At 42.1% G+C, this 25,554-nt stretch carries 17 protein-coding genes; 5 read left to right on the top strand and 12 right to left on the bottom strand.

Annotation, left to right across the window (positions count from 1 at the left end; all coding sequences use genetic code 11):
* Positions 1-235: 235 nt before the first annotated feature.
* The 3 genes from OTG27_RS19730 to OTG27_RS19720 all read right to left on the bottom strand — a co-directional run bounded on the left by OTG27_RS19730 (position 236) and on the right by OTG27_RS19720 (position 9,325).
* Complete coding sequence (locus OTG27_RS19730; RefSeq protein WP_268937838.1) at positions 236-4,567, bottom strand: endonuclease; 4,332 nt, start codon at positions 4,565-4,567, stop codon at positions 236-238.
* A gap of 56 nt (positions 4,568-4,623) precedes the next feature.
* A complete protein-coding gene (locus tag OTG27_RS19725; protein WP_268937837.1) occupies positions 4,624-7,434 on the bottom strand; it encodes a bifunctional metallophosphatase/5'-nucleotidase in 2,811 nt (936 codons plus the stop codon).
* Between the two features lie 1,336 nt (positions 7,435-8,770).
* Positions 8,771-9,325, bottom strand: coding sequence for a helix-turn-helix domain-containing protein (locus OTG27_RS19720; protein WP_034310827.1), 555 nt, complete (start codon positions 9,323-9,325; stop codon positions 8,771-8,773).
* A gap of 103 nt (positions 9,326-9,428) precedes the next feature.
* On the opposite strand from OTG27_RS19720, the gene OTG27_RS19715 reads away from it, so the two are divergent.
* On the top strand, positions 9,429-10,013 hold the full coding sequence (locus OTG27_RS19715; RefSeq protein WP_268937836.1) for a LysE family transporter: 585 nt from the start codon (positions 9,429-9,431) through the stop codon (positions 10,011-10,013).
* A 225-nt stretch (positions 10,014-10,238) separates the two neighbouring features.
* On the opposite strand, the gene OTG27_RS19710 is transcribed toward OTG27_RS19715, so the two are convergent.
* Entirely contained in the window at positions 10,239-11,024 is a 786-nt protein-coding gene (locus OTG27_RS19710) for a PhzF family phenazine biosynthesis protein (protein ID WP_268937835.1), read from the bottom strand.
* A 301-nt stretch (positions 11,025-11,325) separates the two neighbouring features.
* Positions 11,326-12,738, bottom strand: coding sequence for a glycoside hydrolase family 18 protein (locus tag OTG27_RS19705; RefSeq protein ID WP_268937834.1), 1,413 nt, complete (start codon positions 12,736-12,738; stop codon positions 11,326-11,328).
* Between the two features lie 636 nt (positions 12,739-13,374).
* On the opposite strand from OTG27_RS19705, the gene OTG27_RS19700 reads away from it, so the two are divergent.
* Together OTG27_RS19700 and OTG27_RS19695 are read left to right on the top strand one after the other, a co-directional pair.
* The gene (locus OTG27_RS19700; protein ID WP_268937833.1) at positions 13,375-13,752 is read left to right on the top strand and encodes a hypothetical protein; all 378 of its coding nucleotides are present in this window, start codon (positions 13,375-13,377) and stop codon (positions 13,750-13,752) included.
* A gap of 1,525 nt (positions 13,753-15,277) precedes the next feature.
* Positions 15,278-16,027 carry a sulfite exporter TauE/SafE family protein gene (locus OTG27_RS19695; protein ID WP_268937832.1) on the top strand — a complete coding sequence of 250 codons (750 nt, stop codon included), beginning with the start codon at positions 15,278-15,280 and terminating at the stop codon, positions 16,025-16,027.
* A gap of 81 nt (positions 16,028-16,108) precedes the next feature.
* On the opposite strand, the gene OTG27_RS19690 is transcribed toward OTG27_RS19695, so the two are convergent.
* Both OTG27_RS19690 and OTG27_RS19685 read right to left on the bottom strand, forming a co-directional pair.
* Complete coding sequence (locus tag OTG27_RS19690) at positions 16,109-17,713, bottom strand: ABC transporter permease (protein WP_268937831.1); 1,605 nt, start codon at positions 17,711-17,713, stop codon at positions 16,109-16,111.
* Positions 17,713-18,630: an ABC transporter ATP-binding protein gene (locus OTG27_RS19685; protein ID WP_268937830.1), complete on the bottom strand. Its 918-nt coding sequence runs from the start codon at positions 18,628-18,630 to the stop codon at positions 17,713-17,715. Before OTG27_RS19685 ends, OTG27_RS19690 begins: the two co-directional genes overlap by 1 nt.
* Before the next feature lie 152 nt (positions 18,631-18,782).
* On the opposite strand from OTG27_RS19685, the gene OTG27_RS19680 reads away from it, so the two are divergent.
* Positions 18,783-19,370 carry a TetR/AcrR family transcriptional regulator gene (locus tag OTG27_RS19680; RefSeq protein ID WP_063574923.1) on the top strand — a complete coding sequence of 196 codons (588 nt, stop codon included), beginning with the start codon at positions 18,783-18,785 and terminating at the stop codon, positions 19,368-19,370.
* A gap of 76 nt (positions 19,371-19,446) precedes the next feature.
* Here OTG27_RS19680 and OTG27_RS19675 read toward each other — a convergent pair whose 3' ends face one another.
* From OTG27_RS19675 to OTG27_RS19655, 5 genes are all read right to left on the bottom strand, one after another.
* Positions 19,447-20,145, bottom strand: coding sequence for a GntR family transcriptional regulator (locus OTG27_RS19675; protein WP_268937829.1), 699 nt, complete (start codon positions 20,143-20,145; stop codon positions 19,447-19,449).
* A 576-nt stretch (positions 20,146-20,721) separates the two neighbouring features.
* Positions 20,722-22,188 (bottom strand): aminoacyl-histidine dipeptidase, encoded by a 1,467-nt coding sequence (locus OTG27_RS19670; RefSeq protein ID WP_268937828.1) that lies wholly within the window; start codon positions 22,186-22,188, stop codon positions 20,722-20,724.
* Positions 22,189-22,226: 38 nt separating this feature from the next.
* The gene (locus OTG27_RS19665; protein ID WP_268937827.1) at positions 22,227-22,835 is read right to left on the bottom strand and encodes a VanZ family protein; all 609 of its coding nucleotides are present in this window, start codon (positions 22,833-22,835) and stop codon (positions 22,227-22,229) included.
* A 227-nt stretch (positions 22,836-23,062) separates the two neighbouring features.
* Positions 23,063-24,079, bottom strand: a complete 1,017-nt coding sequence (locus tag OTG27_RS19660) for an ABC transporter permease (protein WP_268937826.1) — start codon at positions 24,077-24,079, stop codon at positions 23,063-23,065.
* On the bottom strand, positions 24,076-24,801 hold the full coding sequence (locus OTG27_RS19655) for an ABC transporter ATP-binding protein (protein ID WP_057279103.1): 726 nt from the start codon (positions 24,799-24,801) through the stop codon (positions 24,076-24,078). The genes OTG27_RS19660 and OTG27_RS19655 overlap by 4 nt, the downstream gene beginning before the upstream one ends.
* A gap of 118 nt (positions 24,802-24,919) precedes the next feature.
* On the opposite strand from OTG27_RS19655, the gene OTG27_RS19650 reads away from it, so the two are divergent.
* The gene (locus OTG27_RS19650) at positions 24,920-25,519 is read left to right on the top strand and encodes a TetR/AcrR family transcriptional regulator (RefSeq protein ID WP_268937825.1); all 600 of its coding nucleotides are present in this window, start codon (positions 24,920-24,922) and stop codon (positions 25,517-25,519) included.
* The last annotated feature ends 35 nt before the right edge of the window (positions 25,520-25,554 follow it).

Raw genomic sequence — 25,554 nt, 5'->3', positions numbered from 1 at the left:
ACAAAGTTGATTGGAGCGTAAGGTACGAGACTCCTGCGGGAAAACGTGTCCAGGGGAGCCCCCGCAGGCGCAAGGCGCCGAAGAGGCTTCCCGGACCGCCCGCGGAAAGCGAGTGCCTGGAGTGGAAATCAACGTTTCAATTGTACAAGCCATAAAAATAGACAAACTCGATTTCATCGAGTTTGTCTACAGTCTGAAAGCAGCCATCAGGCTGCTTTTCCCTTCGATCTCCGATTTAACTCGCCTTTTTTTCATCTCTGGATTCAGCGGCACCCCAAATTTCGGATGCCCATTCAGGATGGTCGATGAATGGATTGCGGTTATTTTGCCAATCCTGAATGACATCATTGCGATGGCTCTCGAAATCGTCGACTGGATCGAGCTCATTCCATTTCAAGAGTGTCGATAGCTTTCCATGAAGCGGCTTCGGATACGTATTGACCGTATCTGATAATTCAAGATCCAACTCGCCGTTTCCTTCATATCGGACGGCCATGTAAAATAGCATCCGTGCTATATCGCCTTTAACATGGTCTGGCGGCTCCCATGAATCTGAATCAAACTTACATTCACATCCACTATATGTTTGACCCCCCTCGTCGAAATCAAGGTGGCCCCGTTTTCCATTGACTGTCACATCAGCGGGACGGAGGTGATGAAGGTCTGTCCCGGGACCTTTGCTTGTCCCAAAATCACCGTGGGACTTTGCCCAAACATGTTCGCGGTTCCATTGTCCGGCATTGCCCCCATTCGCGTTCTCCGAGATCGATTTTCCAGAGTAAAGCAAGATGACATTCTGTTTGTTCACCGGATCTTCATCCGTTTCTTTAAGGGCATTCCACACTTGATCATAAGATAGCATCGTATGGCCCTTAATTATCGAGTGCAGAACCGCTTTCAATTCCGTTCCCGTTTTTCCTGCCGCCGTTTCGTAATAAGCTTCAAGCGGCTTATCATTCGATACGGTCAACGTGAAACGGGCAACCGTTTCCGATAGCTTGTCCTCGGCCTTGACTGCGACAAGGTATGTTCCAGCTTCATCTGCAGGAAGCGTTAATGTCTGGCCGGTGACTGTACCGATAGTGGATGAAAAGGTCAGCTTATCCCCATCAGGATCTGAGAAGTGCTCACTTAAATCGATGGTGACCTTTGAACCGGCTTTCACTTCGAGATTTTCCAGTGTTTTCGTTAAGACGGGCGCATGATTTTCTTTAGGGTCGAAAGGGGAAGCAATTGCTTCCCCCTTGGAATCGACAAATTTGATATTCGATGTGTCGACACCTTCTGTTACCGACCATTTCTGAACATTTTCAGCGCCTCTGATTTCTTTTACATTGGCATTATCAATGATGACTTCCTTCACCGCCATGCCGCCAAAATCAATGATTGCACCATCCTTATCCGGTTTAATCGTCACAGCAGCATTCTTCAGCCCGAGGCCTTTGAGTACAGCATATGAACCTTTTAACCAGATACCTTCTTCGATGCTGGATGTTTCGTCAATATTGATCAAAGCACTAGGTGAAGCAATCGTAAGTTTTTTTGTTATAACGTTTGTCAGATTATATGTTTTTTCTGGAGCGGGAGTTTCAACTCCGCCTGATTCAGATAAAATGGTTGAAATCAGTACAGGGTCATGATCACTAGCCCTTCCGTGAACTTCCATGAAGGATGAATTAATATGGACAATATCGACTTTTGTGGCCGCGGCCATATTATTCGATACCAGGATATGGTCCAGTACTTGTGAGTTGCCTTGGTATGTGTAAGAATAACGTTTATCAAAAGGGACTTTCTCAATCATATTGGTTAAATCCTTGCCCTTCAATGTTTTAAGCGGAGCCGAAAATTCAAAATCATTAAAGTCTCCAAGCAAGACGATATTCGCTTCGGCATCCTGTGACTTGATATCACTGACAAACCGATTGACGATCGAGGCAATTTGAAGCCTTTGCGTTTCACTTGAAAGGACAGGTGGCTGGTTTTTGCCGAATAACGGCTGGTCACCGCCCTTGGAATTGAAATGATTGGCCACCACCACTACGCTTTCGCCTTTAAATTCGAATTGAGCCGCTAAAGGCTTTCTGCTTGATTTGAAGGCGGGATCGGCAGGCTCGATTCGTCCAGGGTTCAAGGTGAGTTTCCCATCTTTGAAAGCCACGGACTGTGTTGCCGTCCCTTTCGTTCCTTCAGTCAATTTGACACGGTCGACATTATATAAAAAGCCTACTCGGATATTCCCGCCGGGTGCACCGCCATCAAGTTTATCTTCCGGAGCGATATCGATGTATTGATATTGCGGTCCGCCCAGCTCTTTTATTTTGTCGGTCAACTTCTTGGCACTTTGGGCAGAATCCGTTGTCCCGCTATCTGTTGCCCCATCGTTATCCTGCATTTCCGTTACGCCGATGATATCGGGTTGTTTAAGATTGGCAATGATGGATGTTGCGATCGTTTCAACTTTCGAATTAGCGGTTTGAGTGGAGAAATTCTCTATATTATAGGAAGCGATCGATAGCTCATCAGCATCCTTCTCTAAAGATGTCACTTCCCTGACCGCACCGCCATCCTTTAACTCAGGCAGCTTAGCTTTATCCGTCACTACCCTATAGTTGCTATATCCATAGCTGATTACACCGGTAACCGGGCTTTCAAAGAAATCACCCGTTTTGGCTGCAAATGATTCATCATTTATATCCAGGGTAATTCTTTCAGGGTTGAAATCCATTTCCGTTATTTTGACGCCTCCAACTGCAGTCGTCGTTTCCATATTCCCTGGGATCACGACCAATTCACCATAGTCTTGGGGAGCAACCACTTTCGGGTTATATACTTCTACAAGCATTCCTTCCAGACTCTCGTAGAAATCAATGCCGTCTTCACCCGGATTAAAATCTGTCAATCTATCATCATCGATGTTCTCAGACGGCGGAATGACATCCTTTCCGATGACGACCGGTTCTGGCATCGATGCAGTGCCAAGCTTTTCAATCGTCGTATTGGTCAATTCAGTTGTTGGCAGATCCGTCGTTTTCATTTCAGCGTATCCTTCGATATACCATTCGGCAACTTTACCTGCCACTTTGACATGATCGCCCGCTTTTAGGCCATGCGCTTTGTTATACACAAGTATTCCCTCGGAAGTCGTTAAGTCCTTATCCGGGTTGGGATCTTGCATGTAAAAGTTATTCGCATCTTTTACATAAGTGACGACACCTTCCACACCTGAGACGAGTTGAGTTTCATAAGATGAAAAATGATTCATCCCCTGAATGTCACGAATCTTCACTTCAGTGGTTTTGTTAACGGTATAGGCAAATGTGAAAACTTCCGATGTCTTGTCGTTGACAGCGATTGCCTTGATGACCGTATCTTTCGTTAAAATGATAGGTTCTGTGTACACAGCACTTGAAGACGTTGGTGCGGATCCATCCAGCGTATAATGGATTTTCGCTCCTTCCCAACCAGATTCAAGTGATACCTTTGTATTTTCACTAACCGTACCAGGGAAAATATCCGTGTAAACGGCCGGTTTGTTCACCAGTTCATAATCTTCAATACCACGCGGCTTCAACTGGTACGTGTCATTGAACCTCGATCCGATTCCGGTTACGGAAATGACATCCCCTGCTTTAAAGCTTTTCACGAAATCTTCATAGCTCGAACCGGTCCGGTTATCATGGCGAACGATGACGGATTTCCCTTCAATATCTTCCGCTTTGAATTCGAATGTTCCGTATGTGCCCGATGGGGCCAATTCTGTAATGGTCGCCTTATCGATAGTGACCAGCTCACCTTGTGTATCCTCATTGACCCCTGAGGCATCAATCGTTTGGATTTCAGGAAGTTCATTATCAGAAGATACGACTTCAAGGGAAGTTGGTTGGATTTGTAATTCCTTATTATAAGCGGATACTTGTCCGATTAATCTAACCTTATCCCCTTGCTTTACTTCCGCAGGCCACGAAGAACCATAAACATATAGCCCTGCCGTTTCATCTTGGATATAAAAACCTTTTCCTCCCCAATAACCAAGTCCTGTCGTGACCACCCCATCGACCTGCACGACATCTTCCGTATTCGTGCGCGCCTCGGCAATGGAATCAAGAACCTTCACATCAGGCTGTTCAGGAGTTGTTCCCCCATCAGTGATGATCGTGAAATCCGTTGCGGATTTCAGGCCGGGTACTGAAAAGTACTTTTCCAAATTCCCCGTAATTGTCACCTGCGCTTTAAGTAATTCCGGATGTTCGACCAAATTCAAGGCCGTTCGGATACTTCCGGCCGGAAGCTGAACAGGCATGATTTTCTTAACATCCGTTTCATCCGGACTATCGGCAATGCCTATGTTCGTACTTTCAGTAAAAGGCGATGTTTGTTGATAGCTTGTACCGCTTTTAGCTGTACCGACGATATATCCCTTCACCGTCGCCGTTCCGCTGTTATTATTAATCGCTTCCACGACCGATATTGTCCCCTCGGCATTTGCTGCGGCTGCATTTGGCAGAACCGTTGACAGTACGATCAGTATGGCAAAGAAAAGCTTGCTTATCCCGTTCTTCTTCAAGATCTCAACCCCTCCAACTTTTTTCCATAGGCTCAGCAATCATTTGAAAACCGCGCTTAAAGAATGGTTTCGCCATTCACCGTGACACCGCTCAGGCTTACGGTCTTACCGTTAAGTCCCGATAAATCCAAATCACCCTCTACTGTAACCTCAGAAAAAGTAAAATCATCCGCAGGAGTTCCCGTTAATGTAAGATTCCCTTTAACCACTGCATGTTCCAATGAAGCAATATCCGTGATATCCACAACTACATTGCCTTCATGTGCTTTTGGCGCATCAGCCGTTCCGCCAAAGTCTTTAGCCAATACCACGGTCGGGTCTGTATGGCTTCCCGCCACATCCTTGATGCGTCCTTCGATGCTTGGATCGACAGTTTTCAGCCCGCTTACATAATCACGTAAATTCTCCCAATCAGCGAGTCCGATATCCGTCACTCTTCCTTCTTCATAAGCCTTCTTGAAAACGGTGAATCCATCTCCGCCCTTGGCTGTAAAAGCATTGGTCGCCACGGTATATTCCTTCGCTGGATCCAATTCGGAATATGTTCCATCTTGTCCAAGGACTTCTGCCTTTGTCACACGATTGCCTGCTTCCTTCGAGCTGTCGTAGGTGAATTTCATTCCGGAAACATGCAGGAATCCGCCATTTTCCTTAGGGGCGAGGCTTACACTATGCTCTAATGCTTCATTGATTTCTGCACCCGTAAGCTTCATCGTCGCTAACGTATTCCCAAACGGCAAAACGGTGAGGATTTCCCCTAAAGTGATTTCACCTTGATCGATGCCAGCGCGGATTCCCCCGCCATTTTGGAATGCGATTGCCGTATCCTTATTGAATTCCTTCGCTTTACTAAGCATTCCATCCGTAATTAAATTACCCAGTTCCGTTTCATTTTTGCGGACGCTCGGCTTGGTTGCATCCCCTGCATCACGCGGTGTTTCCAAGGCCTTCACAGCTGTTGCACCTGTCTTCGTTTCCTTCAGTTCCTTAATCTTCGAGGAATAGGTTTCGAGCACTTTTGCCGCTTCGGCATCATCCTGTTTTTCAGAAAGCTTAATCAGCTGACCGGCTTGTCCGACAATCTTGCCTTGCTTATCAAATTCCACATCGATCGTTCCTAAATAGTCGCTATATTGATACCCTTGGACGATGACAGTCGGCTCTTTCGTTTTGCCTTTATCATCTTTGTCGACAACAACGGGGGCGTCCAACTGCGTATGGCTATGTCCGCCCACGATCACATCGATGCCCTTGACCTTGGCAGCTAATGTTAAATCATTGTCATAGGCTGCATTGTCATCGTAACCGATATGGGATACGGCAACGATCTTATTGACCCCCATGCCTTTGAACGCCTTGACCGCCTTTTCGGCTTCTTCAAGATAGTTTTCGAATTCTATACTTCCTGGGCTTGAAATATCTTTCGTCTCTTCAGTTGTAAGCCCGAAGAACCCTACCTTTTGGCCATCCACTTGTTTTATGATGCCATTGTATATCTTCCCTTGCTCCGGCTTACTTGAAATCAGGTCCGAGAAAAGTCCCTTGAACTTATCATCTTTGGAGAAGTCCACATTGGAACTGACAAACGGGAACTTTGCCCCTTTGATGAAGTCAGCCAAAGCTTGATGACCTTCGGCGCTGGAACCCAAATCAAACTCATGATTCCCGAATGTCATGACGTCATATTTCATTAAATTCATGAAGCGAAGATCCGCTTGCCCTTTGAATTCATTAAAATAGAGAGTTCCCGAGAATACATCACCTGCATCAACTAAAAGAGCTTGCGGCTTATTCTTACGCACTTCCTTAACAGCCGTCACCCTTTTGGCCACATTATCCAAGTGGGCATGCGTGTCATTCGTATGCATCAAGGAAAGCGTGATCGCTTTCGCAGGATTTTTCAAAGCTTCTTCAGCGGCAGCGACTTTCTTATCCGCCAATGCCATTTTCGAAAGGAATTCCTTTCGGTCCGACTCCTTGATTCCATTTAAATGAATCGCTGCTTTGGCTTTTTTAGCCGCGTTTATCTGTTCTTTCGTTTTAAGTTCCCCATTGGCAAGAGCTACATAGGCATTGACCCGCTTTGCCACTTCTTTTTTCTTTTCTGCATATACCGCATCATCATACTTACCTTTCACTTCTTTAACATAGGCGTGTATGCCTTTTCCGAGCTTGGATGTTTTGCTGACCTTCTTCAATTGCGCAGAAACGGTTTGCATGCGCTTTTCCGCGGTCTTCAAATCACCTTTATTCACCCAGTAAGCAGCTTTTTCATAGTAGTATGGCACTTTCAGGTCACCGTTCAAAGCTGTTTTGGTCGCTTTAGTGAATTTTTCGTATAGGAGCTTTTCGATTTTCGCACCGTAAACCGTATCTTTAATATCCTTATCTGCCTTTTTCACGGCTTTATCCAGTGCCTCATATTGATTCCTGATATCAATGGATTTCTTGGCAAGTATTGAATTCGTAAGGTTGCCAATCGATTTGCCATGTACAGCTTTTGCTTTCTCAGCCGCTTTATATCCTTTTACATAACCTTCCGAACGAGTGATGTACTTATCATAAGCTTCGATTTCTTTGTATTTGGCATCTTTTTCTTTTTTGCTTAACATTGATTTTTTAATGGTAGAGTTGATGTCTTTTTTTGCTTGTTTTGCAGACTTGATTTGTTTTTCAATAGTGGACACTGAAGCGAGTTTAGAAGTGTAGAAATAGGTATCGAATGGTTTTTTGATGGCGGCCTTGGCCGTTTTGATTTTACTATTCAGGCTAGTGGCAGCATCCGATGGTGCCGGTGCTACTGCTACGATCGTTGTCGCAGCCATTATGGTAGCTGAAGCAATTTTTACGATTTTCTTTTTCCCCATTATCGTAATCCCCCCATTAGTTCTATACTGGCATAACATTCTGCTAACTTATACATATAATTGATACGCTTTTCCAAAAACTGAATTCCGACAAATTTACTTACCCATACACAAATCCACCCTACTTTTTTCCTCTAAAGATTCGTGTATCTCCTATATTACAACAAAATAATCCAGTTTTAAAACAAATTTACAATACCACACCGAATATTAACAGAATATTTTCATTATAATCACCCTAAAATACCTAGTAACAGCTAGATGATATATCAAAAAAACGTTTCACTAGTAAAAAAGCATCAGTTTCAGTCGGTATCACCCTTGGTCTTTATGCCTAAATTAACTAAAAATAAAAAAGAGAGAGATTTTGCTCTCTCTCAGACTGTACATAAATTCGAAGAAAAGCGAGTTTGCCTGCGGTTTTTTCATTTCAGCTGATTTCAGAAACCCGCTCCCTTTCCGCCGACTGGCCGCCAAGCCTCCTCGACTCAAGCGTCTCTGGGGTCTCGGCTAGCCAGATATTCGGTAGGAGTATCATAGCTTTCTTCCATCCAACAAGAGTTCATAAAACAATAAAAAACCATATAGAACTAGTTTACCTGCAGTTTTTTTAAAAAAGACGTTCCAGCTTGATTTCTGAAATCCGCTCCCTTTCCGCCGACTGGCTGCCAAGCCTCCTCGACTCAGGCGTCTCCGGGGTCTTGACTAGCCAGTATTTCGGCAGGAGTCTCGCAAATTTCTTCCATCCAATGAGGGTTATAATAAAAAAACATTATGGATATTCTAGGTCTTCTTTTAAATTCATGGTTCGGGGCGAGACTATTCCGAACCTCTAATAGTAGACAAATTCTAAGAAAGCCAGTTTGCTTACAGTTTTTTCAAGGAACGTTCCAGTTGATTTCAGAAATCCGCTCCCTTTCCGCCGACTGGCTGCCAATCCATATCAAAGCAAGCGTCCCCGGGGTCTCGGCTAGCCAGTTATTCGGCAGGAGTGTCGCAAATTTCTTCTATCAATGTGGGTTATAGGAAATTGGCGTATTGCGAGAATCAAGAGGCGCCTTGCTGCAGGATGGACGAATCCTCCAAGGGTTTCTTACAGAGGATAAGTAGGTACATTTCTATATTAGTAGGGGAAGGTTAAATATAGTTTATAGACATTGTAAAATATTGTATTTCAAGTAATTGGGCTTGAAGAAGACTAAATAAAAAGAGCCGATTCTGTAAGAAAACCAGAAAATCGGCTTGAAGCAGTATCCCCAACAGGCAGACCATACAACAGTCAATCCATTGGGGATATTCACTTTGCTAAGATATATTAACAGAACTACATTACTTTTTAAGTTGGATAATATAAGATCATGCTTAATCGAGTGATTGTATCCCCTGAATTATGGTAGGCATGCGGTCTGTCAGCCTTGAACCTGATAGAATCACCATTCCCGACCGTATATTCTTCGTTATTTACACGTACTGTCACTTCCCCTTCAAAAACAGTTATGTACTCTTCGGTTCCTTCCCTATGCGAATCGGAACTTAGGAATCCACCTTTTTCTATCTCGACTGAATATACTTCAAAGCGCTTCTCATCCTCAAAGGGAAAGTGGGGATAAACTCGATATTTGCCGTTATCTTCAGATAATGATTGAATTTCACTTTTTAAAACAATTTTTGTATCCGGCTGCGGGCTATTTATCAGTGAAGAAAATGAAATCTTTAATCCATTAGCTATTTTCCAAATCGTTGTAATAGTAGGGCTCGATCCTCCCCTTTCTATTTGTCCGATCATCGTTTTGCTTACTCCAGTCAATTCTGCAACCTTTTCAAGACTTAATTTCTTACTTTCCCTGATGGCTTTTAAATTGTTAGCAATAATAAAATTTATTTCTTCCATATAAATGCTCCTTATTTACAATATAACGTCGGCATTGTACAATAAAAAGGAAATCGTTATAGTGTCATTTTTGGTCATTATAGCATACAAAGGGGAGTCAACCATGCCATTACTATCTTTTTTGCTATTTGTTTTTGTTACAAGTTTCACTCCGGGTCCAAATAACATCATGGCCATGTTATTTGCGAACAAGTACGGGTTAAAAAAGACGATTAAATTTTGTTTCGGAGTAGGTGCCGGTTTTTTTGTAATCATGTTATTGTGCAGTTATTTTAATGTTTTGCTTGAAAATTTCATACCAAAGGTTGAATTTATCATGACGATCCTTGGTGCAATTTACATGCTGTATCTGGCCATAAAAATCATTTCCAGTTCAAATAAAGCGAAGGACGATAATGATGACAAGAACAACAGTTTTATAGCAGGCATGCTTTTACAATTCATAAATCCAAAAGGAATCTTATATGGCATCACGGCAATATCGACCTTCATCCTACCTTATCACTCTTCAAATTTCAGTTTACTATTCTTTTCATTATTTCTGGCTTTCGTTGGTTTTATGAGTACGTTCTGCTGGAGTATGTTCGGTTCTGTTTTTCAAACGTTTTTATCAAAGTATAGGAGTCAATTTAATGTAATCATGGCTTTGTTATTAGTGTCTAGTGCCATTTCGATTCTTACACACTAAAAAAAGGTAAAGGGCACAAACCTTCATTAAGAAGGATTGCTGATTTGTAAATTTCGAACGTTCATTTCCCTCCAGGCACTCGCTTTCCGCGGGCGGTCCGCCCTCGGCGCCTTTGTGCCTGTGGGAACCCCCTTGGAAGCGCCTTTCCCGCAGGAGTCTCGAAAACCAGCTCCAATCAACTTTTTTAAAAATTTTGATGGAACCCACTCAAATCTTCCCCCTGCATTAAAGGGTTAAGTTCCCTTCGAATATTGTGACGGCATGTCCGGAAAGTTTAACTGTGTTTTTCGTTACTTCAACTTTCAACAGTCCGCCTCTTTCCGATGCTTGATAGGCTATAAAAATACTTTTGTCCAGCTTGCTTTTCCAATAGGGTCCCAGACAGCAATGGGCCGAGCCCGTTACTTGATCTTCGTCAAGGCCTTGGGCAGGGGAAAAGAAACGTGAAACGAAATCATATTCACTGTTATCGGATTGACTCGTCACGATGACGCCCCGAACCGGCAATTGGGCAATGGAGTCTATATCCGGCTTTAAATTCCTTACGATTTCCTCTGATTGAACTTCGACTAGAAGATCCCATTTGTTTTGCCCAACATACGCAGGCACAACACCTAAAGCTTTTATCAGTAAATCAGGGGCAGCGGTCTCCTTCTCCCTTAATGACGGAAATTCCAGCTGAACCATTCCTTCAACGAATTTTGCAATAAGAAGCCCGCTTTTCGTCTGATAGGCAATCGGCTGATTCCTTGGCACGTATCCTTTATCCCATAAAAAGAAAGAGCTTGCCAGCGTCCCATGTCCACAAATCGGGATTTCAATAGAAGGTGTGAACCATCGCAACTTCCATTCACCATTATGAGGTTGAATAAAAGCGGTAACAGGCATATTAATCTCTTTGGCTATTCTCTGCATCCACTCGCTGTCACTTTCCCCGGTAAGAAGGCAGACTGCAGCAGGGTTTCCGTTAAAAGGTTGATCTGTAAACGTATTTATGATGGTTAGTTCCATAAAATGTGCCTCCGGTTAGTGATATTCTAGTCTCCTAATTCCACAATGAGGAGCCCTTTTCCTTTTTTGAATGACCATTCCCTTGGTTTTTTAAAGAGTTCTCATTAATATGAAAAGGACCACCATATGGCGTCCTCGATTAAGTCCTTTATCTACTCAGGTTCCAGACGATTTTAAACGTTGTCATAAAAAACCGGTAATTCTTGTAGTGCATTTCGAAATCACTAAAATAGACAGCTTTATAAAAAAGCTGCCCATCACTATATCAATTATATGATCTACCTTGCCGTAACAAAACACCCTACAGTTTCCGTACAATGAATGTATCCCCAAGCAGTTCCCAATTCTGGGGGAACGGATAACCAAGTACCCAATAACTGAGACCCCTTGACCTGTAAATCTTCACCAGATCAAATTTGGCTTTGGCACTGCGTGCGTCCTCGAACCAAACTTCATGTGTGCGTCCCTGATCATCTTTGTACCTATAATAAGGGGATTGGGCTGTCTCGTCATATTTTATTTCTGCATTATATTGGACGGCGCGTCTGATGGCTTCCTGCATATCGAAAGTCTCTGCTTCCTGTCCCTCTTCATGAGGAATAAGCCAATCCCGTGCATAAATTTGAAACCCTATGAAGATTTTATTTGTAGGTATCACCGTTACGGCATAGTCAAGGACACGCTTTATTTCATTAATGGGAGAGATTGCCTGCGGCGGCCCCTTTCTGTAACCCCATTCATATGTCATCAGCACCACGAAGTCGAGCAGCCGTCCGTGAACTGGATAATCATGTGCCTCAACTAATGGCCCCTTTTGATTGGCACTAGTTTTTGGGGCTAGGGAGGATGACACAAAGTAACCCTCAGGATGCAATCGATCCACTGCTCTTTGGAGAAAGCGATTATAGAAATCACGGTCCTCTGGTCTTACACTTTCAAAATCGATATTCAATCCACGGTATCCTTTATCTTTCATCGTTTTTATGACGTTGGTTAATAATGTTTCCACTAAACTTAAATCGGAAAGTATCGTATGGGCAAGCTGAGTTCCCGCTTCCGTCGCGGAAAAATTCGTTATGCACATCATGGGTATGACGCCAGTCGACTGTGCCGCCCGGATCGTCGGGATGTCATCTATGACTTCTAAGCTGCCATCTTGCCTCATTCTATAACCAAATGGACTTACGTAGGTCAAATCGTGGGCTACTTCACGTACCTGCTCCGCACCGGCTTGCCCGTAAACGTTTGTAAAACCATTTACTTCAATGATGGGTTTTGGTTTCTGGGGAATCCTTATTATCCGTCCGATATGGATATTGGCCGGATCTGTAATCCTGTTCATCTGCATAATGGCCTGAACTGTCGTTCCATAACGTCTCGCTATATCATAAAGGGTATCTCGTTCCCTTACGGTATGATAAATAACCGGGATGGTTAGTCTCTGCCCTGGATAGATAGCGGAAGGATTTGTGATGCGATTCGATTGCATGATTTCCTGTACCGTAATTCCAAACTGATTTGCGATATTATTTAGAGTATCCCCTTGCTGAACCCTGTACTGAAGATAAGGTTCAGGAATCAAAAGAGCTAGGCCAATCACCAGCTTATCTGGATTTTCAAGGCCATTGATCCGAACAATCCGGTTGATACTGACACCATACTGCTGGGAAATTCCCCACAAAGAATCCCCCCTATTCACCACATGGATTTTCACATGCACAGCCCCGCTTTCCTTTAAAATATCCCTTTCATTTTATTCCCTGGATAGCCCTAATATGTTTTTTGTGTTCATAAGCCTGTAAAGGATATAGGGGAAAAAAATAATAATGGCAGCTATCAATTCCAGGGAATATATGGAGGGCGTCCATGTTCTAAATGAGACTACAGGCATGATAATACGATTTTTAGAGGGGATTTTGAAGCCGAAGTAATCCAGAAGAGAATTATTATTCAGAAGGAAAGGATTCATTTAAGTTTCAAAGCTTATGAGAATGAAAGAATTTCAGCATTGGCCTATTCCATGGATTGCAGTGTTAGTTTAGCAGCAACAATGCTGCTGATTGCTGGTATTAGAAATCGAGACGTCTCTACACAAATGGTGGATTCAGAGGCAATTCGTTTACCTGATCCGGGAAGGCTTAAAAGTTTAAAGATGACTCATAAATACATTTCAAAATTGAATGACGAGCACATTTCACTTTTTCTCTAATTCCATATGTTGGGCATGAAGTAGTGGATACTACAATAACGCTTCATGAAAAAGTGAATCTTTGGATAGATGATAATATAAAAAATATTGATTAGAATTATATGGAGAATAATAAGTCAAAACGGGTGAGGAGGAATGAGCATGAAAATGTTTAAAATAAGTGCTGTGGCATTGGTCGCTGCGTTGTTGTTCCCTTCTTCTACATTTGCAAGTGGCTGGGATTACTTAGGAGAACAATCTCTTTTTTCTAATGGTGCTGAAAGTGATGTGTTTGCCTCTACTGGTGGTGATTATAAGATTTGTCGGGATTCTTATGTGGGTCCGGCTGGTAAGTTAAAAGTTGAATTATGGGAGTATGATCCTGACAGTTATAATGATTATGTAGGGGTAAGATATTTAGATCGAGGCCAATGTGGCATTTTCCGGGGTATTGGTAGCTTTGTTGATGGAGGAAATGAAGCAGAATTTTTTGCGAAATCAAGGACTAACAGTGATATGCATTTAATCTTTTATGATTAATTCACTAACTGAATGAAAAAAAGACCTGAGATTGATTCGTAAATGCGCTAAAGGATATTCTTCTAGAATGAGTGCGTAAATACCTTAATATGACTGCTAATATATATAGGGTTTTTTAGGCTGATGTATTCCACTTCAGCCTTTTCTTATGCAGGAAAATAACTACTTCATTTATCTAAATGGAAAGTGTCATAACTTAAAGGTTGGTAGAAGAAAGAGCATAAGGAAGAACTGTCCCCAACTAAGTTGTTGAAAAAGGCAAAGCCTAGTGTTTTTGTGGGTACATGAAAACTCCCCTAATAAAACCATTACTGTCCCTTTCATGTCCACTATTTTATTAATTTTACTTTTTGGCTGTTTTCGCATACTTTGTTGCTATTTACGAAGTAGTGCAGTGTGGTTGATTTCCCCTCCAGGTGCTCGCTTTCCGCGGGCGGGCGTTGAGCCTCCTCGGCGTAAACGCCTGTGGGGTCTCACCTGTCCCGCAGCTCCCGCAGGAGTCTCGCACTTCCGCTCCAATCAACCTAAAATAGTTTCGTTTTAAAAACAACAATATTTACGAAAAGAGCCTACTTTTTTATTGTTTTTTTCGATGAAACTTAGCGATATTGCACGCAGTTACACCAAAATAAACCACTTGTAGCCAAGAGGTATATAGTCTTTCACTTTTACCTTTTTTTCTCTTCTGTTATTTAAGGACTCACCTCTATCAAAGGATTTGGCGTTTAATGTGTACCCCTGCTGGGCACACATTAAACAAAGACCATCTTATAATGATGGTCTTTGTTTTGGTTAGCAGATTAAACTTTAAATTGAATAAAAGCTTATAATTCCAATTATCATAGCGATTATTAGAATTGATACTACACCAATAAGTATTTTCATCCAAGTTTTCATATAATCACCTACTATATGTAAAATTTATTTTTTTACAGAAGTTTTTATACTACCTGAGAGTTTTCCTAGATGATTTCCTGATACTTTAAGATAAACATTTCCTATTTGTACAATACCAAGCGATCCTACTCCAACTTTATAATAAAAAGTTACCTCTCCGTAATATTTTTTATTATTAATATAACCACCATAATAAGTTAAATCTGTAGCGATAGTTGGATTATAATGATAGACTACTTCTCCTTTAGTTGAAAGGGCTGATGTAGCACCACTAGAAGTATAATTATATTTTCCTGTGATTTTATATTTTGTAATAGGGACTCCTAAAACTCCTAAAGTTCCAGTATGACTAATTGTTTTAGTTTTAGTTGATGCGAAAGTAGAAATTAATGGAGTTTCATCTGAATTAACACCTCAAGATATACCCCCTCCTTCCCAGCCTCATTTTCGACTCATAGACAACAAAAACAAAGGGTGTGTACCTCTCCATTAAATAGTTAATCAAACGCTTTAAAAAGAGTGCAAAGGGTCTTAAATAACCCGTTTTTAAGTGCGGTTACCTCGGTCTAAAACTGGATTGATATGGTATAATTATAGAAGGGGTACTGTGCTTTTAGGAGGTGAACGAATGACGATCAGCAGCATCATATTGGTGGTGGCGGCAGTCTTTATCGGCGCCTTGATGCGGACGATGTTCGGGTTCGGTGAAGCGATTGTCAGCATGCCTTTGCTTGCCTTACTTCATATTCCGCTTAATACTTCGGTTTCCTTGATTGGATTGGCCGGTCTTACCGTCGCTTCACTAACCGTCGTAAGCGGATGGCGGCATATCGAACGCTCGGTATTACTCAGGCTGGCGGCTTCAACGGTGATCGGCATACCAGCCGGCCTGGCTTTGCTCCATTACGCACCTTCTCTGGTCATTACTTCTGCACTGGGTGTTTTTTTGATTGCATATGGGGGATATTCTCTTCTAAAGCAAAGACTTTTTCAGGCTGTGGATAAACCATTACTTAACTCGAAGGGCTGGGTATGGCCGTTCGGTTTTGCGTCGGGAGCCCTTGGCAGCGCCTATAACTTTAACGGGGTGCCGGTCGTCGTCTATGGAACTTTGCGAAGATGGAATCCAGATCGATTCCGCGGAACATTGCAAGCCCATTTCCTGATATCCGGTATCCTGGTCGTGACAGGTCATGCGCTAGGCGGACTTTGGACAGCCGATTCACTTATTCTTTACGCTTATTCCATTCCAGCTATATTACTTGCGACAGGTCTCGGAATATTCATGAATAAGCGAATTCCCGCGAAGAAATTCGAAAGTTATTTATTCTTCATCATCATTGCGCTAGGTGTACTATTATTGATTCCCCATGACTGATAACCAATAAAAGCCTGATTTCTCATTAAAACAACGAGGAATCAGGCTTCTTTCAGGAATAATAGAATCATAGTTGAATCGTCAACCGCGGATATCCCGTTTGTTATATCCGAAGAAGCCTGCAGCCAGTAATAAGATAGCTATGATTGTAAGCATGGATACTTCCATGAAGTCCATACCTTCAACAGGAAGCTTCGGAATATGGCCGAACGGTGTTAGTTTTCCCATCCATTCCGGGAATTGAAGCATTCCCCCTAAATAAACGACTAAGATTGAGTAGGTCAAGTAAAGCCAAGTCAAGCCGGATAATTTTGGTGCAAATCCAGTTAACAGCACGGCGATACCAATCATGATCCACATTGCAGGCAGGTAGACCATCGCTGCACTAAATATAGTGCCGAAATCAACCCCTTCATCCATCACGGAATTCCCGACTGCCCAAAGACCGATGTCAGCAAGCGCAAGCATGAGAAAACCGCCAATAACGGAGATGATAAGATAGCTGCCCATAAGCCTTGTACGGGATACAGCGCGGCTCAGTAAATGTTCAGTATGATTCTTTTTTTCTTCCCCTTTTAGCTTTAACATCGCCATTAAAGGCGGGATGGTGCATATCATGGCGATGACTGACATCAACATTGTCAAGAATTGTTCTGTCAGTGAATAGCCTTCAACTGGCGTCAATAGTTCGGCCATCATTTCATTTTTTGTAAAAAAGGATTCCAAATCACCTAAAACGGAACCATAAGATGCTCCCAAAATGAACATCCCGGCTGCCCAGGCGATCAATCCTGTACGCTGAAGCCTCAGCGCGAGACCAAGCGGACTTTTTAAAAACGATGAAGCATATTTCCGGCCTGGCTTAGCCGGAATGAATCCAGCTTCCAAATCACGGATGGCATTCAAATATAGAGATAAGGCAACCAAAATGATTGCCGCACCGATCGTAAGGATGATTGGCCACCAATAATTATTCACATATACTTCTGAACTTAAAACCCAACCCAATGGTGAAAACCAGGAAAGTGTTTCATTGCTGACATCCCCTATCGCCCGAATAAGATAGGAGAGAAGCAATACAGTGATGGAGTAACCAATCGTACCTCGAGCACTCTCGGTAAGCTGGGCAAATAATGCCGTTATTGCCGAGAAGAAAATACCGGTTGCCCCTAACGCAGCTCCATACATAAGGGAACCTTCGAAATCCATGCTTTCTATTCCCAGAGCATACAACCCGAAACCCATTATTATCGCGATCAACGCATTTGTTCCAAACGATACGGAAATGGTTGCATATAAATTTGCCAATCTTCCAGCCGGTAAAGAACGGATCATTTCGATACGGCCGTCCTCTTCATCTGCGCGTGTATGGCGTGTAACAAGTAAAATACTCATTATCCCCACGGCCATAGCGGTTAACAGTAACATTTGATGCGCCATCATCGCTCCGTTTGTATAGTCATCCAGGCCGTAACCTTTCCCCACCATCGCTGTCATTGCAGGGTTCTTCATCGTTTCTGCAATGGTTTTCCTTTCTAGCCCAGTCGGGTACAGATCGGTGAATGCCATCGCAACCATAAAGGAAAGGACCGCTAAGGAAATGATCCAAACAGGGATCCGAATCCGATCTTGCCGTATGATGAATCGTGAAAGTCTTCCTGTATTATGATAGGACTGGTTCGCCATTATAACGCACCTCCCGCCCCAGAATCAGAAGTCTTCCTTACACCTTCATAATGGCTCATGAATAAATCTTCCAATGTAGGCGGCGCGCTTTCCAATTTCACAATTCCAAACTGGCTTATATACTTCATGACATTATCCAACTCATCTGTATCCACTTGGAATGAAAGTGCCTGGTCTTTCATCACGATATCCCGAACACCGTTTACATTCCCTAAAGCAGGAATAGGCTGCTTCGTTTCGACAAGCAAGCTCGTTCTCGTTAAATGGCGTAACTGATCCAATGTTCCCGTTTCAATGATTTGCCCTTGCCGAATGATGCCCACTTTATCGCATAACCTTTCCACTTCAGAAAGAATGTGACTGGAAAGCAATATGCTTTTTCCTTCATTTTTTGCGTCCATCACACATTCCTGGAAAACCCTTTCCATCAATGGATCTAGACCTGATGTTGGTTCATCCAATATATAAAGGTCGGCATCAGATGAGAATGCAGCAATCAAAGCAACCTTTTGCCTGTTTCCCTTTGAATATGTTCCACACTTCTTGGAAGGATCCAAATCGAATTTTTTTATTAGTTCTTCGCGCCTGCTTTTATTGTTCGTCCCGCGTAATTCAACAAATAGATCAATGACTTCCCCGCCTGTTAAGTTGGGCCATAGGTTCACATCTCCCGGAACATACGCGATTCGCTTATGAATTTCAACGGCATCTTTCCATGCATCCTTGCCAAAAATCTTCGCTTCTCCATCCGTCGCTTTTAAAATCCCGAGCAGCACACGGATCGTTGTTGATTTTCCAGCACCATTGGGACCGATGAATCCAAATATCTCCCCTTTATTCACTTCAATGTTCACACCATTTAAAGCGGTGAACTTTCCAAACTTTTTCGTTAAATCCGTTGTTTTCAATACTGACATTCCTCATCCACCTCTTCCTCATTGAAAAAAATGAAATATTTTAACTGATTTAGTTCATAATATACAAAAGAAGAATTCCTGACAATAGTTTATGAACTAATTTAATTGTTCTATTACATATTTTTAATTAAACTAAGGTTGAGGTGAAAAAAATGGACGGATTTCAACGACGCAGGGAACAAAAAAAATTGAATATATTAGAGGCTGCCTTGGCTTTATTCATGGAGTATGGTGTCCAAAAGATTTCGATTGGGGAAATAGCAAAAAAAGCAAATGTATCTCAAGTAACGATATATAATTATTTCGAAAGCAAACATAATCTAATTCATGAGGTTTTTGTTTATTATACAGATAAGGCATTGGATGAATTTGAACAAATACTGGCCAGCAACATCGCCTTCCCTGAAAAAATAAAGCAGCTCATGTTCACGAAGAATGAAACGGCCAAACAAATTCATGAAGATTTTTATCAATATTTAATGAAGGAATATACTTCCGGAGTCAATTATATGGAAAAAATATATACAGAAAAGGCCCTGCCCCGCTTTATCGATCTGTTTAACCAGGGGAAGGAACAAGGATATGTTGATCCGAACTTATCTAATGAAGCGATTTTATTTTATATAAAAGCAATGAATGAATATATCCAACGGAAAGAGGTTTATCAAAGCATCCTGCCTTTGACTGAGGATATTATGAGGATTTTGTTTTATGGGATCGTTGGGGAAAAAGAGAAATGAATTTAAGAAAAAACGGTGTGAATCGATATCTCCCATTCACACCGTAAAATCTTATTCAAGAATTTTCCTGCACTTTTTAAGTCAATGTTAATAATTTCGCTGAAGTGTAATTATATTTCTCGATTGATAAATCAAAAACGGCTCCCGCTTTTAAAAAGACCGTACTTTCAACGATTAAAGTAGGATCACCTGGCTTCAAGTCCAAAAGCTTGGCATCATCGTCATTTAGTTTTTCACATGAAATGATTTTATCTGCAAACCCGATATTCAATTTCAAATCCTCGACTATATATTCATAAATGGAACCATTTGCTATTTCTTTATTTATGATTGGAATGATATCTTTATTGAAAAAGGACTCTTCTATTACAATGGGTTCACCATTTAAATATCTAACCCGTTTGAGGTTATAGATTTTGGTTTTCACATTGCATTTCATTTGCTTGGCCAATTTTTCATCGGCTTCAATTAATTCTAACTTCAACACTTTACTTTTCATTTCATCATTTGGAAACACTTTGGTTAAGCCACCCATATCCCTCATCGAAATGCAGCCCGGTCTGGTAAATTCCCTAAGGAATATGCCGCTTCCTTGAACTTGATAGATATACCCCTGTTCAACCAATATGTTGATTGCTTTTCTAATGGTGTTCCTACTGACATCGAACTTCTTCATCAACTCTTCTTCAGTGGGTAACTTAGTATTTAATGTATATTTTCCATCTAATATTTCTTTCTCCATTTGTTCTACGACCATTCTATACTTTACAACCATATTTCCATATACCTTCCTCTATACATAATGATTTAGAACAATAATTTAGACTGAATGATAGGTTTTCTTTACAATAGTTTATTTTATAACGATTGTAAAGAAACCTCTGTTACTTTCAGACTTCTGACAAATCCGAAGAGAAGCCTAAAGTTTTTTCGAGAAAACATTCCAGCTGATTTCAGAAATTCGCTCCCTTTCCGCCGACTGTCTGCCAAGCCGCATCAAAGCGAGCGCCTGTGGGGTCTCGGCTAGCCAGTTTTTCGGCAGGAGTGTCGCAATTTTCTTCCATCCAATGAGGATTACAGGAAAAAAACTTAAAGGATAAACAGTCTAGAACTTGGTTCCGAATAGACCAGCCTACAGTTTTTTCAAGAAAACATTCCAGTTGAGGTACGAGACTCCTGCGGGAAAAGCGTGGCCAAGGGAGACCCCGCAGGCGATGCCGAGGGCGGACAGCCCTCGGAAACCGAGTGCCTGGAGTGGAAATCTAAAAAAAGAGACATCCCATCGATTAACGATAGGATGTCTCCAAATCTATTGAATATCATTTTGCCCTTGCCCCAAACATGCAGTTGTTCAAAGATCCTTCATCCTCTTTAATGTGTAAACAAAATATTCCCAGTTGTTTATGGTCGAAGGGATGCTTAAGTGTTCTTCAGGTGTATGTACGGAAAACATATCCGGTCCGATTGAAACAGTATCCAGCCCTGGTATCTTATCTATGAATACCCCACACTCGATCCCTGCATGCACAGCGATGATTTCAATTTCCTCATGATATTTTTCTTTGTATGTCTCTTCAAATAATTTCTTGAGTTTCGAATCAGGATTATAGGGCCATTCCGGATAATCCGCATCAATCAATAGCTTGCACCCAAGCATGTCGGCAATCACCTTTGCCTGCGTGACCATATTATATTTGATGCTTTTGACCGAACTCCTGATTTCACTTTCGAATATCATTTCCGCTTCATTTGTTGTAACGACCCCTAGATTCGTCGAACTTTCGACTAATCCTTCTATTCCCATACTCATACCTTGAACGCCATGCGGGATTACCAGTAAGGAGGTAATGGCTTTAGTCACCGTCTCTTTGGAAAAAACGTTTGAAGAAATCGTTTCGATCTTTTCAAATCTAATCGATACCTCAGGGTCAGAAGATTGCAGTTCATTTTTAAAAGTATCCTCCCATTTCTGGAGTCTCTCCGTTATCTTCTGAACATCTTCTACAGAAATCAGTACAGTCGCCTCTGCTTCACGAGGAATCGCATTCCCTTTCAAGCCCCCGTTCATTTGCTGTATGAAGCAAGGGAAGTCTGTCGTTAATTCATGTAATACTCTGCCCAAAAGTTTATTGGAGTTCCCTCTTTCCTTATGAATGGACATACCGGAGTGTCCGCCCTTCAACCCTTTAATCCTGATGCTATAAGATACAGCATCAACAATGGAAGCTGATTCCCATCCGATTGACAGGATCTGCCGCACGCGTATTCCTCCAGCAGAGCTGACCAGCAGCTTCCCATCTTCCTCCGAATCGATATTGATCATCATTTTTCCCTTGAAGTGAGCCGGATCCACGGCAAGTGCTCCGTTCATTGTCGTTTCTTCTTCAGTCGTTATGACTATTTCAAGAGAGGGATGCGGAATATCATTCGCATCCAATAATGCCAAAGCATAAGCAACAGCAATTCCATTATCCGCCCCCAATGTTGTATCCGTTGCATACAACATGTCTCCCACAATCCTTAATTGAAGCGGATCCTTCTCAAAATCATGAAGCGTTCCCTTGTTCTTTTCGCAAACCATATCCATATGCCCCTGGATAATGACGGTAGGTGCACTTTCATATCCAATTGTGGCAGGCTTTTTGATGATGACATTCAGCGCCTCATCCTGGATCACCTCCAGGTCCCTATCCTTAGCGAAGTGAACCAGATAGTCACTGATCGCTTTTTCATTAGCCGATCCTCTCGGGATTTCGGAAATCGCTGCAAAATAATGAAATACCGGATGGCTCGATAATTCTTCTAAAGTGTTATACATGAAAAACACCCTTTCATATAAAATGTTTGTACTGCCTCTCATCCCTTTACTTTTCCAGAACGGAACACTGCCACTCTCGTGAACAATGGATACAGAACGTACCCTAGATAAACACCAATCATATTCAAAATAAGGTCATCGACATCCAAACTTCCGCGCCGAAAAACAAACTGACAGATTTCGATGCCCGAAATCGAAAGTAATGGATAAAGAAATTTCCTTTTATCGGAGGGCTCTTTCCCTTCCCTGGGAAACAAATACAGCCCGAATGGAATGAACAGCCCCACATTGGCACTAAGGTTATAAAATGACACAAGCCCGTTCATATCGTTCGATAAATATGAAAGAATCGTAGAAAAAGGAACTAAATTATACGAATATACCTGCCCTTCTGGTCGAAAGAACAGCAAAACCAATAATGATAAACTGTAGCCAAACAATACAGCCTGCCACAAAGGGCGCGGAATTCGGACCGTTTCACCTCGAAAAAAAAGTACCGCAAATGAAACGAAAAGAAGTATACAAAACCAGACAACAATGATTACCAAAGGATTCAAATATAATCGGAGCTGAAGGAAAAAAGGCAAACCGCACAAAAACAATGCTTGCGACAGCAAAAGGGAAAGCATGACCGATTTTAGAGACATATAACTCCCCCCTTCTATTTCTTTCCAAATCATTGCATATGCTTATATCCTAGGACAACTTTAAGAACCCGTCAACAAACTGCAGTCAGTAGAAAACCGTCGAGGGGGAGGCTTTTTCGAATAAATCAACCGATAGGAAGGATAATTCGGCCTTTTTCCGGTAAAACAAAAAAGCCGCTTCCTCACTTTCCAGGAATCCGGCTTCTTTTGTTAAGTTGTTGTTGATTTCATAGTGCACGGTATTTTTTTAAGCTAATGATATTGATGGTGATGAAAACGATGGCAAAGGCCAGGAGAATGAGCAGATCCAGTAAGACCTCATTGAACGTGAAACCTTTGTACATAATGCCATTCATGGCATCCGATGCGTAATAGAGAGGCATGACCTTGCCGATTTTTTGGAGCCAGTCTGACATGCCATCCAATGGGAAAATCCCTGTAAAGAAGACTTGCGGCACGATGACCAGCGGAATGAATTGTACCATTTGGAATTCGGATGTCGCGAAACTCGATAGTAATGTACCAAGGGATAATGCAACGAGCGCGACCAGTATATTCGTCAGTAAAACGAGCCAAATGGAGCCAACAAGGACGATATCCAATACATTGACAGCATATAGCACGACAATTATGGTTTGAATTAGAGCAAATAAGCCATATCCGATCACATAGCCCGCTACGATTTCGTTTCTTTTGATCGGTGTGGCAAGCAGCCGTTCCAACGTACCACTTGTACGCTCCTTCAAAAGCGCAATCCCCGCTATTAAAAATACAAAGAAGAAAACGAAAAAGCTTACGAGCATCGGACTGAATGTATCAAAACCCTTTGTGTTGGCGTCTCCGTAAACATATTTCTCCTCAATTGAAGGAGTGTTTTTTTCATTCCCTTGCAAGCCTTGCATCATTTGCATTTGAACGGCCTTTGCCCGGGTAGGTTCGTCGTTCAAAAGTGTGAGTTTCATTTTTCCATTTTCAACATGAAGCCAGCCATCCGTATCCTTTTCAATCATCTTTTCCTGTGAGAATTCCTCAGCAGCCGTCACTTGAAAATCCGCTTTTTTCAATGCTTTAACGATCGTTTCATCACTGCCTGTAACAACGATTTTCAAATCACTTGCCTCTGTATCGAAAATAAAATACATGAGCGTTAAAATGAGCAATGGAGCCAGGAAAAATAAAGCGAGCGTCCTTCGATCCCGGCGCATCTGCTGGGTAATACGAGTAACAAGAGAGGCAATTCTCATTTTAGGCCGCCTCCAATCCTTAAAAAAACATCATCAAGCGTTTCCGCGGCAAATTGAGTTTTTAAAGCTGCAGGGGTTCCTGCCGCGATGATTTCACCTTCACGCAGCATCGCCAGTTTATCGCATCGTTCCGCTTCATCCATCACATGCGTCGTGATGATGATCGTCTTATCATCTTCATTCCTTAAACGTTCAAGTTCCTCCCAAATCGATTGTTTCAGCAAAGGGTCTATTCCTACTGTCGGTTCATCCAATATGAGAATCTCCGGATTTTGGATGAGTGCAACCGCAAGTGAAAGACGGCGTTTCATTCCCCCTGAATAATGGGCAACCCGAACGTTCAAATCATTCGTCAGCTGTACGATTTCAGCTGCATATTGAATGCGTTCCCTTCGTTCCTTTTTCGAAAACCGGTATAGCTTCGCAAAAAATTCGAGGTTTTCAGCTCCCGTCAATTCTGTATATAAAGCATCGGACTGTGCCATATAGCCTACATCCATTAACAGGGATTCATTTGGCACTTCATGATCCAGAACCGTGACTTTACCCGCATCGGGTTTAATCAATCCGACAATCATTTTAATCAAGGTCGTCTTTCCGCATCCGGATGGACCTAGCAAACCAAAAATTCCGCTTTTTTCAATATTCAGGCTCATTGGCTGAATGACCTTCTTCTGCTGAAAACCCTTAGCAATTCCATCAATGGAAATCGCATTTTTCATTGCACACACATCCTCCCTCTTTAATTGACACGGTGTTGAGTGTATCATCATTCTAAGGTAGCATTCGGTCTAATACAATCAACACATTTGGAAAAATGTTCAGTGAAGGAGACATTCCATGGCATCGATTCATGAGGATATGGTACAAAAGACGAAAAAGCAGATACAACATCATTTTATTGCACTTATTGAAGCAGAGGGGTTCTCACATGTATCCGTGAAGAAAATCGCAGAGCGTGCCAATATTAATCGGGGCACATTCTATTTGCACTACACAGATAAATATGAATTGATGGATCACTTACAACAGGAATTGTTACATGAACTTCAAACCCGCATTACTGCCATTTTGCCTAAAGAGGCTTTTTTGGCTCTTAATCAACAGCAACTTTATCCGCCTTTCATAGCGATTTTTCAATTCATCAGTGAACATGCTCACGCATTAAGGGCCATTCTTGGTGATCAGGGCGACCCTTCTTTTGCGAAAAAAATAAAACGGGTTTTCGGTGAAGTACTGTTGGAGCGTTTGATCAGCCTGCATCCAGAAGCTAAAGATGAAGCTTTCCGCATGTATATGCACGCCTTCCTGACATCGGCGATTTTAGGAGTGATTACTGAGTGGCTGGAGAATTGTGAGGAACAAACGGCGGAAGAAATGGCGAAAATTCATTTTAAAATCTTGAACTTCATCAGCCAATTGCGCACATTCATCCAATGAACGATTTTAGTTGGAGATACCTATTCCGCACAAAA

Origin of the sequence: Peribacillus sp. AS_2, assembly GCF_026891895.1 — a bacterium.
In the GTDB taxonomy this organism is placed as follows: Bacteria; Bacillota; Bacilli; order Bacillales; family DSM-1321; genus Peribacillus; species Peribacillus frigoritolerans.
The sequence above is the reverse complement of the archived record's forward strand: the minus strand, read 5'-3'. Positions and strand labels throughout refer to the sequence as shown.